Here is a 15,868-nt window from a genome sequence, read left to right on the forward strand (position 1 = left end):
TCGTAAGTCACGATTGACGAATGCCTGGACGCGTCACACGTGCTTCCACGGAATCGGCATCGACATTCCGAGCACCATTCCTTTGGCGTCCGGAGGATTCATGTCGAGGTCTCCTTCGATCGTTTCGTACTGAAAGAAATCCAACGGAAACGACGGCGCGGTCTCGAGATAGCCGCCCATCGCGCGCGTCTTTGGACGCAGAATGCGCAGGAAGCGGATCTGCCCGCCATCGCCGAGCTTTGGCCCCTCGTTCGGATCCTCGAATGTTGGCCAGTCTGGTTTGACGAGGTTCAGCGATGTGGACGTCCCGTCCCAGAGCTTGACCGCGACCGGGCGCTCCCGAACGCGATCGAGCGCATCGTGGATGTTGCGTGTCAGCACCAGCACGAGGACTTCCTCGAGCTCTCCCGCCTGCTGATCCGCCGCTGGCGCGAGCGATTGCAGTTTCTGCAACGGTCCTTGCGCCGTGGGCTTGCGCTCGATTGAGACTATGGTCCCCGTCACCGAGGCGATGAGATCATCCGTCGACACCGTCGACGCAACTCCGTCGATGACGGCGTCGAACAGAGACATGGGCTCGGCAAACTGCCACCACAGCGATGGTGTAAACGTAGAAAGCCTTGCCGGCGAAACGGCCGCCTGAGCTCCCGTCGCCTTCATGACCATCGTGAGGGGCTGATTGATGGGAACCTCGATTGCACTGGTCAGCGGCAGGCACGCCACCGATAGCCAGCGATTTTCGCTCGGTGACAGAATCTCATCCGTCGTATCGCGTGCGATTCGGGCGCGCACCGCGATGTCACCGGCCGGCTTGTACGTTTCGCCTTTCTCCGGTTTGTCCCGGGCCGACACGATCAGACGTAACCGCACGTCGCCGCCGGCCGGGACGTCCAGCGTCCAGGTGCCGGCATCGCCTAACTGCGTGAAGAATTGGAAAGCAATGCTCCGTTTTGCGCCGTCGTCCTTCACGCTGAATGTGATACGAACGAACTCGCTGTCGCTGTCGTCAGTGAATTGAAACCGGATCGCCGAGCCGTCCAGGTCTTCCGTGCTGGCAATGTCGATCGCGAGCCCTTCGTGCTCGGCGGGGAAGATGCCCTTGCCGACGACGTCCTTGAGGTCTTTGAAGTCTTCCGGCGCAAAGTCCCGCATAATCTTGCGGCTGTTGGACAGCCGGAAGCGGTTGGACCCATCGTTCATCGCCAGAAGGCGCGGTTCGCAATAGAATTTATTGTACGATGCTGGAGCCAGGCCCTGGCCGGTGAGGGCGGTCGCAGGGTCGATGCTCTCCGGAGCCTCGAAACGACGAAACTTCAGTTTCACGAACGACCAGGGAACAATGTCGGGTTTGACGGGTGTAATCATTAAACCGGCGTGATCGAAACGCCCGGCCTCTGTTGCGAGGTCGAAAGTGTAGCCGATGGGGCCGTCGATACGCAGCGGTATGATCGCGCCGCCGGAGCCGGTTGCGCTCCGGATCGAGTCCGGGCCGTGCTCCTGCCAGTATTTGAGGGCATCTGTCGGCCCGTCGGTGCCGGCGTCGATATTGCGTTGGAGGGCGGCTCGTTCCGCAACCAATCTGTCGAGCGCTTCTCCGGTCGGCGGAGGGGTGCCGTCCGATGGATTCAAAAGCTTATCGATCGTCGCGACACGCGTTTTTCGTTCGGCTCGTGTCATCGGATGCCGGGCCATTTCGACCATGGCGTCGATGCCATCTCCGACATGGAAATTCGGATAGAGCGGTTCGTTAAACAAGGCCAGGAGCGGAGGAACGGTTCCCCACGCCATGGCGCGTTCGGTCAGTGGCAGAACGATCGCCAGACCCGGACGTTTGGGACGACGGTCGTTGGAACGATCGGCCAGCACCTTGTTCTGCCAGATCGCGCTGCCGTTGGGCCCCCGATGACTGGAGCGCATGAATTCCGGCCGTCCAGGCCGCATAGCCTTGTAGCGGCTTACGATGCGAAGACCGAAGCGCCACAAATTCATGCCGCCACGCCAGTCGAGGCTCTTGTCGAACAGGCGCGGAATGGGGTTGCTTGGGGCAGGATCGCTGCGCCGCCTCAATCCGCCATAGACATGGGCACGCTCGATGCGACGTTCGAAGATTTCGCCAACGTCATCGTTGCGACGGTCCGAGAACGATGTGTCGAACAGCTCCCGATACCGGGGTTGGTCGATTGCCTCAGCTCCGGTCGTGGCCAACCGGTACCATTGGTCGTCCTGCGGCCTGCCGCGCCAGCTCCAGCGTTGCGATTCGAGCGCAGCGAGATGGCAATAGCGCAAAGCCGGATACGTCGACGTTCTTCCTGTGAACGCCGCCGTCAATGAAATCCATGCCTGCTCGGCATATTCGGGGGCGCGGCGCAGGTCGATGTTCAGCGGCTGTGTTCCCAAGATCTCGGGCACGGCTTCGGTCGCAACTTCGAGCGTCAGCACCAGGGGGCCCGCCAGCCGCATCTTCGCGTCGATCGGACAGTGTCTGAGCGTGGCCTTAACGGCGGCCGAAAGCCGCTGGTCGCGCGTGAAAGGGCAAAGCTTGTCTTGCTTGTCCGGCAATCCTGCATAGACGCGCAACTCGTAGATACGACCCGGCAAGAGTGTGGCAGTATCGCCGGTCAGACCTTCCCGCCCGTTTGGATCGACCTTGATGGTCATGGACGGCATCGGCGCGACATGGCGACGGCCAGAGCCATCGAAGCCGAGCACGTCCTCGAGGGAGGTCCAGGCAGCTCCGACTGCTGCCATCTTGAACTTCCGAAAAGTTGGAAAGATGCATACCAGTTCACCGTACAACTGTGTCACGGCCGGATCATCGAGGGACCGATCGTCCTTGGTCTTGTTTGGGCTCGTTGCTACGCCGAGCGCGGCGTCGAGCGCCTTGGCAACGACCGGTCGGTTGGCCACAACTCGATCGTCGAACAGGGGAGGGTTGACCCATCGCCCGTAAGTACCAAATTCCACCGTCGGTCGTTGCAATCGGATCGTCATCTGGCGAGCGCCCGTCGCGGCGCCGACCTGGATGCCGTCGAGCACGTAGGTCGCGCGCATCTGATGGCCCGATTCCGGCGCAATTCGCGGCTTACCGACAGCGACGCTTGCGAAGTTTCCCGTACTGTCGAGCTGACTGACGATCGGTGTGACGATCGGGGGTTCGATGTCGACGTCCTTGTCCGTCGCGATAATGATCAGGACGTCTCGCCATTGCGCGATGTCGCTGGCGGGCAGCTGCAAGTCTTGCGTTGCCGCCGCAAAATCAAACTCATCCTCGGCCCATTCGGGCTCGTCAACTCCCGCGGCGATCGTCGTTACGGTCGTGAACGCTTCGACCCGGATCGCTCCGCTTCTGCCAACGTCGTGCGTCAATGTCAGCAGGTCGGTGATGGCTTCGCTCGGCCCCGAGCGGCCCCGGAACGTGATGGACAGCTTACGCGCTTCGTTTGTTTCAGGCCACTCCATGCGGCCGATGTCGATCCGCAAACCCGGGTCGGGACCGGCGCGGACTTCGAGGACGCCGGCACGTCCTTGCCGATCGAGGAAGAAACGTCCTTGCACATCGCCTCCGATGGTCACGGGGGCTGGCCGTATCGGTAGTTCACCGGCGAGCGGCACGACGCCGTCGGGAATCGCTTTGGATCGGTCGCCCGCAAGCCTTGGCGCGCCGATTGGACGTGTTCGTCGGTAGAGCGCTGACCGACGCACCGCATCCGTGTTTGTTGCGATCTTGACCTGTCCCTTGAGCGGCACGATCGTTTCAATCGGCCGGATCGTCAATGGATCATTGGGATCATTCCGCAAGATCGGAGGTAGGGTCCCGCCGTGACCGATGACGTATGGGACGACGTGGAAGGCATAGCCGAATGATAGCGCGAACAGGCGATAGTCGGTGGCGCCATCGCCCGTGGTCGGCGGAAAGCGATAGGCTTCGATGCGGCGCGCGTACGAGGATGGAACGTTGTCTAGCGCGGCATCGGTGGCCATCTCGGCCACCGGCGAGCGATTGTCGTATGAAAGCAAGGCAGCGCGTATGCCGCCGATCTCTCCGACCTGCAGCGGGACCGGATCGACGATAGCTCCGCCGGCCCAGGCAAGATTACGGACCATCACCGCATTGGCTTCACTGAGCGCAGCTCGCGCCGAACCTTGCGACGAAGTGTCGGGGGCATGCAGCGTGGCAACGTTGAGGCTACGCCACGCTTGGATCGGATCGCTCAAGGTGTCGGTACGGGCCATCAGGGCTCCCACACCAGACAGCCGGGTCCAAAGGTCGGCGGCACCGGCAATGCTCTGGAGCTGGTCGAAGCGGAAAACCAGTGGAGGCGAATCGACGGTGAGGCGGCGGCTGGAATCATCGCCGCCTCCTGACTCGTCTGTGGCTGATGGCACGAGGCGGCCGGCGAGACGAACGGCATCGCGGCGAGCGGCCTCGACGACGGCTTTCAGCAAATTGGCAAGTTTCTCCTCATCACTCCCGGGATTGGCAGCCGCGAGTCCCGCGTCGGTGAGTGCTGCACCGATGATCAGATCATACAATGACGCGGCGGGACGGCTGCCGTCGGCACGCTCGGCGCCGACGAGGGCGGCAACGCTGGCTATCAGCCGCTCGTCGAGTGGAAGCTCCGCAGCCGCATCTTGCTCGTTCTGGGGCTGGGGCGCGTCCCATGTCAATCGTCCGGCCGTCAGTCCAGGAATGTACGGCCCGATCACGGCCAATGCGAGATCGGCGCGAAGGCCGGGTCCGGTCGTGATGCGGTCCAACGCGGTACGTAGCGGCGTTGCAGTCGCGTCGGGCATGACGATGGCAACGTCCGGAATGTCTGAAACCTCTGCCTTCATCGACAGATAGAAGGCTGCCCCGAGCAGACGGTCGGCCGGCACAGGCGTGGAACCGCCGGCCGATAGCGTGACGGTGACCGCCGCATTTGCGTCAGGTCGGATGATCGCGATCTCGACGCGGATCGTCGCTCCACGCGCGAGCGTCGTTGCGATGACGGAGGCGCCATCCTGAAAAATGGCAACGTCCAACGTGGCAGACGCCGCCGTCCCGGCGATACGAATTTCGGGTGGGATCGGGCGACCTGGTGCCGTCAGGAACGCGACGACTAGCTTGAAATCGCCTGCAGGTGGCGTGAGAGCGAGATCGAACGCCACTTTCGTCGGTGCCGCCGGCGCGATGGGGGCCGCGGAAGCGGCTGGCCCGAGATCCAGCACGGCGCCCGAAACTGGTTGGGTGGCTCCAGGGCCGAACGCTTGAGCGTCGGGGGGAAAAGTCAATGTCCGTGCGCCGATCACGCGAGGCGCAGCGATCAGCAGCGGATGAGGACCGTCGGACGAAAGATCCGGTCCGCCGAGCCAATTGCGTGCCACGAACTTCCGCAGGCCATCGTCTGACTCGATGCTCTCGATTTCGGGGGCGATGGCCGAGCCGGGCGGATCGAGCGGCAAGCCGAGCAGCCCCTTCAACCTGCGTGAATTGATGGAAGCAAAGCGGGCGCGGCGCGGATTGTTGCTGACGCTTCCGGGGTCACGTTCGGCGGCGCCCAGGATCAGGGCCGCTGTGAGATTCCAGAAGTCGGCTTGGCGGAGGGAGAGGCCTTCCAGTATCGAGAAGCCGGGTGGCAGCGCAATCGCGGAAGCGGCGCTGCGCCTGCCCACGACCCACCATGAAATCGAATCAAGCGCCACGAGAAACTTTGGCGTCGGTTGTGAGGCGAGATCCCGGGCAAGCGCGCGTCGCAGCTCGTCGCCGCCCGCCACCTTCGTGATTTCGCTCGTCACGGTGGCATCCAGCACGCCGAACACACGGGCCCACGGATCAACGACTTCGGCGATCCGTCGTGAGAGGGAGGCGGCCCAGTCCTCATCGGTCAAGCCGTGCCCGACGGCTGGCCTCTTGATCAGCATGGTCTCCATGTCGATGAGCCGCTGGGGATCGCCGGACGGACTGAGATCATCCCATGACAAGCTCGGTCGCATGTCGACGGACCCGTCCGCGAACATGGGCGCGGAACCAGGACCAGGCGTAGGTACAAGGTCGACGCGACAGAAGTCGCCGTTTTGATCCGACATCACGGTGGGACCGGCCGGATCGAGCGTGTAGGTACCGCCGCCGGTCGGACCGAACAACGGTGCCGCGATGAAAGTGGTGCTCTTGTCAGGCGCGGGGTCGATCGTGAATACGGTGAACACCTTGTTGGCAACCGGAACCGGGTTCGGCAATCCCGTCAAGCTTTCGACAAGCCCAAACACCGTGCGCCCAGTCACCTCTGCCGTACCCGCCGGCATGCACAGGGCAGCTTCGAGGCCACTCGTGTTGACGATCGAGGTGATTTCCTCCTCGAGCCGGCGGTGAAAGCGCCTGCTTCCGTCGGCGCCGGGAAGATCGAAATCCGCCGGCGCGTTGGCGGCCGCCGTGACGATGGTTCCGGCATCCAGATCCTGGATGGTAGGAACTCCGGTCACGTCGACGATGCGCCAGAATCGCCAGGCGGTGACGTCGTGCGGATTCCAGGTCCCGCTGCCATCCGCCAGGCGCCACTTCCAGGGCAGGATCTCACCGATCGCGTCCGTCAGAAGCGCTCCGTCGGATCCATCGATGACGGCGCTTACCCGTAGCGAGATCTGAGCCTTGTTGCTCACGTCTGGCAGACGATCCGCCTGGACCTTTATTCTGAGATTGCGCGGATCGGAAGCCATCGACGAACGGTCCTTGGTACGACAAAATCAAGCGTAAGAATCGGAATAGCCTTCAGACTGCTTCTTCTCGCCGGCGAATTGATATTCGACGTGCTGGGAGACACGCAGCGTGTAGAAGACGCTGATCTTGAAACTGAGCCGGAGCGTTCCGGACCCGATCATCAGCGCGCCGTCGTAGGTGACCTCCAGCAACAACGAAATGGCCGCCGTGATCAGGCCTGCGACGTCGACGTTGCCGCGCGCGAGTATGAAGACTGAAATTGCAGTGGTGTTGCCACCGGCGCCGGTCGACCACGTCATCGTTATTGAGCAGCCGACCTGAAGCCAGACGCCACCCGAGACGACGCCAAAGTTGAAGCCTAGTCCAACGCCGGCGACGATACCTACCTCGAGCGAATAGGTCAGGATCGGGTGAGGTTTGGCGACCGGGAGGAACGATAGCCGCTGCGTCAGGAATCCGCCGCCGTTCAGGATCCAGACGCTCAGCGTGAATGGCATTGTCTTGGTGGCGACCGACAGTTCGCACATCAACTCGAACTGAGGAACCGCGGCGATGCCGAACAGAATGTGCAACGAAAGGTTCGAGATTCCGAACACGCCGAGCTGCAGGTCCGGCAGGTCGATGTCGAGCGTGGCGGCGATGCCGGCGGGCACTCCGCCGCGCATCAGCGGTTCAATGACCAGCCCGTCCCCCTCGCCGGAAGCGGCGAGAAAATCAGTCAGGAACGCGAGCGCGTCGGCGAGTTCTACCCGTTCCGGGTCGATCTTGAAATCGATCTTGCCGGAGTCGTCGAAATACAAGCCAGTCTGACGGAAGGTGAGGATGTCCTGTCCGCCGGTCACGACTCTCCAGTCGCCGAAGATGCGGCCATTGAATGTCTTTTGGGTCCCGTCGCGGCCCACTGACATCCGCGCCTTGGCATTGAACTTGGCTTCGTCGACGACGATCTCAACGGGGCCGAACGACAGGAGGGGCGCGGGCTCGGTGAAGGGGACGTCGATGTCGGTCTGAAGCCAGGCGCGCATCTGGACGTTGTCGAAACCGTGCTGAACCTTGATGGCCTTGGAGTCGTCAAGATCCGGGAAGGCAAATCTTTGAAGCAGGCCGCGGAAATCGATACCGCCCATATTCGGTATGAGATCCGCGACGGACAATTGCTTCAGTTTGTCGGGAATGAACTGCTCGGCAACGCCGCTCGAGGGCAGCCGCACGCCGAACGACTGAAGCATGTCACCGACCGCCTTGCCGGCCTTATCGGCCGCCGCAAGCGTATCCGAAACCCGGTTGACCAGCGCAATCGCCGGGGTCATGTCGACGACCTTGTTGGCCTCGGCGAGCACGTAGGCGACTTCTGGTCGATTGAAGCCGAGCCGATCCGTTTGTGGAGGGTCGCCGACGGCACGAAGGAGCCGTAAGGTATCGCTGCCTTCCTGATAGAGCCGATTGGCCTGATCGGCTAATTTTACTGGATCTGTTCCCAGCGCATCGCGCAAAGTCTCCTGGACCGCGCCGGAAATCTGTCGTGCACGATTTTCGACCTCGCGCGTGACGCGTTCGGCTTCTTCCGCGGCACGCCGCTTCAGGTCTTCGATGGACCCCTGGGCATCGTTGATGGCTTGCTTTACCGCATCGTCCAACCGTTTCTTGTAACCGTCCACGTCGAGGGCGTTCTGCAGCCAATCGGCGACCTTCTGCGCGTCCTTCCGTATCTCTCCTATAAAATTGTCGAATACCGCGCAGGCATCCTTGAGTTCCTTCCCCACGTCAACGATCGCGGCGGTGATGCCGGCAGCGAGCGCGTCGAGTGTCTTCCGTAGAACGGTTGCGACAATTTCGCCCTGCGCAACCACGGCCTTCTCGATCAACCCGCTGGTGTCAGCTATCGCCGTCAGCGCCCGATGGATAGCGCCGGTGGAATCGGCATCGTCGTCGGGATCTTCGGGAGCCGAGAGGGCAATGATCGCATCGGCTATCCGATCGAAGATGCTGGTTGCCTCGGCAAGGCCCGCGTCGATCGTGTCTTCGAGAAACACGACGAGGCCGCGCGCGGCATTCTGCGCCTCGGCGATGATTTGATCGAGTTTGGTGGCGAGCGCTTGGAGTGATCCGCCGGCGGTGCCGAGACGGGCTTTCAATGCGTCCTCAAACTGCTTGAGCGACGCCTCGTAGGAGGCGAGAGCCGTCCTCACGTCGTCACTGATCGCAGCACCGACGTGAGTAAGACCGTCGGCGAGCGTGATTGCCTGCCCCAACGTGTCGTGGATGGCCGGCAGGATGCGGCGCGCTGCCATGAGCGCTGCCGTATCGTCGATATGCGAAAGTTCAGTGTCGATTTGCTGCGCTTGCTTGCGAAGCTCGTCAAGCGTCGCGCGTGCGGACGCCGCGATCAAATCGTTGACCACCGTTGCCGCGCCGACGTCGTCCTTCAGCGTCTTGAACGTATCGTGGATCTTGCCGAGTGCGGCCGGAATTGCCACGTCTTGCGCTTCACCGAGTGAGGCGCCGGCTACTGCCTTAATGGCCTCGAGATCCGCCGTCACCCGCTTTGACAGCAGCTCGATGTCCGCTCTCCTTTCGTCCGCGATGGTGGCGATCCGGTTCTGCAGTCCTGACAGCTTGTCGATCAGGTCGGCGCGTTCATCCGGCGATAGCCATGCATCCTCGCTGTCGAGGAACACGCTCACGTCGCGAACGATGCCAGCGATGTTGCGGATCGGCCTCAGGCCCCCATCAAGTGTGGAATCGATCGCCTCGCCGGCGATCTTACGCAGACGTTCGACCTGTCCTTGGGCAGCATCGTTCAGGCGGTCTGCGAGCGAGGCGCAGGGCGATTTTGGGTCGATCTTGCTCAGATCGATTGACTTGAGCGAGTTCTTGACATCGGAAGTCGCGGCCCTGAGATCGCCGACGAAACTCGGATGGCTGAGTGCGGCGCCGATGGCTGCGACGGCGTCGTTTTTGACAGCGGTGAGAGGCTTCTCGGGGTCCAGTTTCTCGAGGACGCCGAGCGCTTGGCCGACTTTGGCATCGATGGCCGCCCGCAGGTCGGAACTGTGTTGCGTCAGTGACTGCCCGAAAGTCGTCAGTGGGCTTGGGGCGCCGACGGCGGCCCGTGGTGCGGCGCGGGCGATTGTTATGTTCTTGAGTATCGTGCCGGGGCCGCTCGGAGCCCGGCCGTGGGTGAGGACAGCCGGCTCCTTCGCACGGACCAGGCCGATGGTCATCCGCTCGAAACCAGGTGCGTGCGCCGGCTCTGACGGCATCATGGCGTCGGTGAGATTGGCGCTGTTGGGCTTCATGCGGCCCGCGGCCGGCGGCGGTAGATCGATGAAATCGATATCGCGCACCGATCGCCATGCATCGGTGTCGTCGCCGCTTTCGCCGTCGACCACGGAAGTGTAGAAGACGAGCTTTTCCGGCTCGTCGACCTCGACGGAAATTTCGCCGCCGCCTTCTCCCGCCAGCAGGAAACGAATCTGCGGCTTTGGATAGATCAGCGAGGGATCGTCCGGATTGATCGGGCGATCGCCTAGCCTGGTGGGGGCCAACACCGGCGGGAGGCTCGCGAAGGCCTTGTTCCACAGAGGCACTTGCCAGCCTTCGCGGCGCACATCGCCGCCCCAGCGGCTATCGACACGGATTTTGCCCGACTTGAACTCCACGCCCACGAGAAATCCGGCGGCCGCGATCGATTTGCCGTCCTCGGGATAGCGGCGCACCGGCTGCAGCAGCTCGACGTACTCCTCGACCTTGCGAAGGATCGGGCGTCCGGCGTGTTCGTCCTGCAACAGGCCGATCGGGTCGAAATTGAAGAATTGCGCGGAAGGTACGACGGACCGCTCATAGATGATGACGTGTTTGGCTCGATTCCAGAGGCCGCCGATGCGTCCGATGCGCTCGAGCTTGTAACGGTGGACGCGGCCCTGGCCGGTCTCGGTCTCGACAACGGTCTTCTTCTCGTCGAACAGCGCCCGCTGGCCGCCATAGCCGCCGTGCGCGGAGAGGTGGACGCCTTTCGTCGAACCCCCGTCCGCGTCCGGTCGGCTGTAGACCTTCATCAGGATATTGGCGCTCTCGAAAGCCCAGGCGACCCCGCCGGGAAAACTCTCCCGGTCGTCCTGGCTGGTCGAAAACGTCTGCGCGAGCTTCTTGGATTCGATCAGACCACCGGTATCTGCCGGGATTTCGCCTTGTACAGGCCAGCGAAGAGGGGTCGCGGGTCCATGTGCCGGGTCCGATCCTCCGGTGCGTAGCCTGAAACTTACGCCGTCCTCGATCTTCAGCTCGGCATCGGGGCGACCGCTCCAGAGCTTGTCGACGGCAAGTCGCCTGCGCTGGGCCCGCAACACGAGGCTCGCGAGTTGAAGATGGCTCTTCAGTGTCGCGCGAGACGCGCTCGCCGTATCGGACACGGGAGATACAGGCGCTCCGATCGTTGCGCCGATCTCGGTGACGAAGGCGTCGGTGCTCTTGTCGGTGGTGCTGATCCGGGTCGTCAAACCGTAGAGCAGCTCGAGCCGAAGCTCCTTCAAGCGGGAGCCCGGCGTCCGCATGGTCGGATAGCCCATGTTACGACGGAGGTTCCAGCCTGGCTCGCGGAAGTTGGTGTCCGCAAAGGTGGGGTCGACCTCGAGGCGTCCGTGCGCACCAAACCGCGCGGCCGCCGGGCGGCCTGGTTCGACATCTTTCGGTGCGCCGGCGATTGCGGTTGCGTTCTTCTCCATCGCCTCGCCGATGACCTGAGGCGGCAGTACCATCCGTACCGCCTCGGAAGGATCAAGCACGCGCCAGGACACGTCACCTTCGTCGCTCCATATCGCGACTTCGTTGCTCTGATCGGTGGCGGCCCGAGCAGGCTCGACATACTCCACGGCGGCGACCCGGAACGGGGTCGGGTCGATCACCAAGGCGAGCCGCTTTGGAGCTGCGCTGGTCGTCGTCGTCGATCTGATCGCGCGCAGCGAAAGGGAGACCGACTGATTTTCACCGGGCGCGAGTGATTCCGTGGCGACCAAGGCCTGAATGAGCTTTTCGTCATCGGGTTGCTCGGAGCCGCTGCGGTAGTCCAGTTCGAGCAGGAGCGGCTCGTCAGGGTCATCCGAAATGGGCGTCGGGCGACCGAGCAACTGCCTGCGGATCTGAGGAGGCAGGTCGTCCTGGCCGATTGGCTTAACGCACTCGATCGGGAATTTAACGACCGCCTGCAATTGCGCATCTGGCAGCTCGTCACCACCGGATCGGGCAAGAAGCCCGGTCAGATCGGCCTTGGTGACCATCGTGAGGTCCGGGGCTTTCAGAAGCGAGAAGCCCAGCGCGCCGAGCGCTATCTCGGAGCCATCGGTGCTTTCGAGCGAGAAGCCAAACTTGATCGTCGGCACCGTGCCGAGATCGTCGGTCTGCGTGATAGCGGGCTGCCATGCCGGTCCGTCCGTGCACGCGCCGGGTTGGACATCGGTGCTCGCGGCGACGAACGGCGCGGAGATGCGCGCCTTGCAGACCGGCGCCGTGCCCTCCGTTGCGATCATACGAGCGAACGTCGCCGTACAGGGCGAGGCGAAGCGCGGATCCTCGTCCGACTTGCCTTTCTCGACGAGCTCGAATGCGGTGACCCCCTGCCACATATCGGGGATGAACCGCGGCTCGAAGGACAGGAAAGCCGTTTGACGCCGCTTATCGGCCGCATCCTTGACGGTGCCGGTGGTCGGCACGATGACACGGCGCCAGGCGGAATTCTCGCGCAGCAACCCGACTGCGTGCCACGGCATTCCGCGTTCCGACTTGCGTTTGGCCAGCGCGGGCATGACGCTTAGTGGCGTCCCGTCACGGACCTTACGCAGACTGTCATGCTCATCGTCGATGACGACATCGAACGCGTCGATGACGAAATCGGTTATCTGATCGGGTCGCTGAAGCTTTGGGTCCGCTTTAGGGTCGACGTTGAGCGGATCGAGGCGGGCGGCGACGATCCATTGCACCGGTAAGAACGGCTTGAGGCCGCGGGCGCCGATGTCACCGACGCGTTGCTCTTGGGAGAAGCGGACCCGGCCTTTGACCGGCAGGAGCTCGGGTTTGGAAAAGAACCGCTTGAGGATACTGCCGATCTTGCCGCTATAGTTCCAAAGGGTTAGCTCGAAGCGCAAAGCGACACGGATGATGTCATGGGAGCCCGTGTCCTTGTTGAATTGGTGCTCGACCGCACGAAGCCCGAATTCGCGGCGCGGACGGTTGGGCGGTTGACTGGGAATGCCCTGATCGACGAACAGGGGTATTACGTCGACCTGATCGGTGGAGAGATTGCCGTCATCGGGTTTGACGATCGCGTCGATGAAATCGCTATTTGCATAGCGTAGTGGAATGATGCTGAGCGCGGGTTCTCCACGATCCCATGGCCCGATCGTGAGCGCGATCTGGATAAGCCGGCAAAGCGCGCCTCTCGGCGCGGCGGCGATTTTCCACAAGGATTGTGTCGTTGTCGCCTGGACCAAATCGAGGCCCACGTGAAAGCGGCTGTCATAGCGGTCGCCTGAGGTGGCGACTTTCGGCCTGATCCAGTGGCCGTTCAACGCGAGGCGAACTTGAAGCCTGATCGCGAGCGCTTTGAAGCTGCCGGGTTTTCCGGTCGCCGGCGTAATGACGAGCTTCGAAACCTGCCATCGCGGCGCCGGATTGTCGGCCAGCGTGCGGGCCAGGGCGATCGTATCGAAGCGGGCGAGCGGACCTTCGTCGAAGACGTCCCAGGCTTTCTGCTGCCGCTTGACCGGATCCTTCTCCGCCGCATAGTTGGTCGGCGCGCGATATGCCGTGAACAGAGCGATGCCGCGAAGTTCGATCGCAGATGTTGGCGGGGTTGGGTCTTGATCGTCATCGACGGCGACGTGACCTAGATGCGCGTCGTTCGCGTCGCTGCCGTCGTGATAACGGGCATTCGCCGCGTAGAGCGGGTTCTTCGGGGCGAACGGGTTGTCACGATCCCTGAGAAGGTTTTTGAAGACCGCAAGATCGTAGCAAACGTAGCGCCAGTCGGTTCCGTCCAGATCGTTGGTGCCGATGACGACGGCCTCAAGCGGGCCATCCGACCTGTCTTCCATCGCGCGAATGGCGATAAAGGAAATTCTAGCCGGCCCAGCGACGCCCGCCATGGTCCAATCCCCTAAGCAAAAACGTCGTGCCCGAAAATAGGAAGTCTAGAAATGCGGTCGGACGAAATGGTCCGTGACCCTCTTGCAACTTGCCGTAGAACGCTTGATCGGTCAATATCGAACGTGTCTTACCCTCCACCGATTGCGAGAAGCGACATGACGATCATCGATCCGCATCTGCAATGGATGTACGACGACACGCCCGCACACGAGCGGGCGACGACACGGGTGCCGGTCACGTTCGAATGGCATGGCGATCTTGATGAACTTGTGGCCTTGGGAATGCGGCTGCACGCGACGGCCGGCGGCATCATCTCTGCCGAGATGCCCCTGTCGAGCCTGCCCGAGGTCCACCGCCTGGGCATCGAATACATAGAGCTCGCGCGCACGCTATACTCGCCATTCGACGTTAGCCGATCCGACATCAAGGCCGACGTGCTGCAGCCCGTGATCGGAAGCGAAGTGGGGAAGGGGGTGATCATCGGCATCGTCGACACTGGCATCGATTACACGCATGCGAGCTTTCGCAAACCCGATGGCAAGACCCGAATCCTTTCGATCTGGGACCAGCGCCTCGAACCCGTGCCGGCACGACCGGGTCGTCCGCCCCGCTTTCCCTCGGAAGGTTCCCCCGGAAACAACGTTGACGGTACGGCTCGCAGTGGCGTGGAATTCACCGAAACCGCCATAAATGACGCGTTGAGAACGGGTGGACGGCGGCTGCGCACCAAGGACGTGCCCGACGATCCACACGGAAGCCATGTCATGGGAATTGCCGCTGGCAACGGCGCCGTTTCGCCCGGCAGCCCGGCGGCAGCTTTCGTCGGAATGGCTCCGGCCGCGGATCTGATCGTTGTCGCCACCAAGTTCAACTTTGCGCTGATACGGCAGGGGATCGAATACATCCAGGAACGAGCGAGAGCGCGCAATTGTCCCTCCGTTATCAATCTCAGTTTGGGCCAACCGCTGGGCGCGCGCGACGGTCGTAGCCTGGATGAAAGGGCGATTGATGCTGCGCTCGGGGCCGAGGGGCGCGCCATCGTCATCTCGGCCGGCAACGATGGAAACAAGAACAAGCACGTTCGGGGCAGGATCGCGCGCGGCGCCACGGATCGGATCACTTTCCGCATCTATGACAGGCAGATGGCCAAGGAGCTGGACATCGAAATCTGGTACGGTCTGAAGTCGACTGCGGAAAGGTTCGATGTCGTTCTCACCGATCCTTCGGGCGTTTCAATGTCGCTCGCGGCCGGCGGGGGCTCGGTGCGGCGCACGCTCGGCCGCTCGACCGTTAGTCTCGCATCCGCCATTGCCGTTCCTGCCCACAACAAGAACCGGATCAGCATCGCCATTCGTCGGGACGGTCTGCGGATTGCTCCTGGGACATGGTCGATTACCTTGTCGGGTGTCACCGTGGGGACCGGTGCCGACGCTGGCGTTTATCATGGTTATCTGCGTGCCCCGAAAGGACGCAAGGGGACTCCGGCAACCGCGTTCACCTCGTCGCAAACGAGCGCCGCGAGTACCGGTACGATTCCGGCGACCGCGCTCAAGGCCATCTCGGTTGGAGCATACGTTACGAGACCGTCCGCAGATCTGCACAAGCCCGCGGCGTTCTCGAGCCAGGGACCGACGTTGGACGACCGTCAATTTCCCACCCTGTGCGCGCCCGGTCAGTTGATCATTTCGGCGAAGGCCATCAACGCCGAGCCGCACCCGGAGTTCGATGTTGCTGGCAAGCCATTTACGGCCAAGCAGGGTACCAGTATGGCGGCTCCGCATGTTGCCGGCGTGGTTGCGGCGATGCTGCAGGTGAAGCCCACGCTCAAGCAAGATCAGGTCGCCAAGCTGCTCGGTGACCACGCCGACGCCCCGCCTGCGCCATTGCCGAACATTTGGGGGCGCGGACGCGTCAATGCGCTGAATTCCGTGACCGCAGCGAAAGCACCGGTAGGAAGTTGATCGCAACACGAATTTGGCGCGACGGAGCGAATTCGACCTTGCGGCACGCTCGAGCGTGCGGCGCCGAACA

General features: G+C 62.6%; 3 protein-coding genes. 1 reads left to right on the forward strand and 2 read right to left on the reverse strand.

Features of this window, described 5'->3' with window-relative positions:
* Nucleotides 1-33 precede the first annotated feature (33 nt).
* Together I6F37_RS34655 and I6F37_RS34660 are read right to left on the reverse strand one after the other, a co-directional pair.
* Nucleotides 34-6,696, reverse strand: a complete 6,663-nt coding sequence (locus I6F37_RS34655; RefSeq protein WP_225130081.1) for a hypothetical protein — start codon at nt 6,694-6,696, stop codon at nt 34-36.
* 27 nt (nt 6,697-6,723) lie between these two features.
* Nucleotides 6,724-13,836, reverse strand: a complete 7,113-nt coding sequence (locus tag I6F37_RS34660) for a methyl-accepting chemotaxis protein (protein WP_225130080.1) — start codon at nt 13,834-13,836, stop codon at nt 6,724-6,726.
* Between the two features lie 156 nt (nt 13,837-13,992).
* Here I6F37_RS34660 and I6F37_RS34665 point away from each other — a divergent pair, with 156 nt between their 5' ends.
* On the forward strand, nt 13,993-15,798 hold the full coding sequence (locus tag I6F37_RS34665; RefSeq protein WP_225130077.1) for a S8 family serine peptidase: 1,806 nt from the start codon (nt 13,993-13,995) through the stop codon (nt 15,796-15,798).
* Nucleotides 15,799-15,868: the final 70 nt, after the last annotated feature.

The sequence above is a fragment of the Bradyrhizobium sp. NBAIM08 genome, from assembly GCF_020193935.1.
Classification (GTDB): domain Bacteria; phylum Pseudomonadota; class Alphaproteobacteria; order Rhizobiales; family Xanthobacteraceae; genus Bradyrhizobium; species Bradyrhizobium yuanmingense.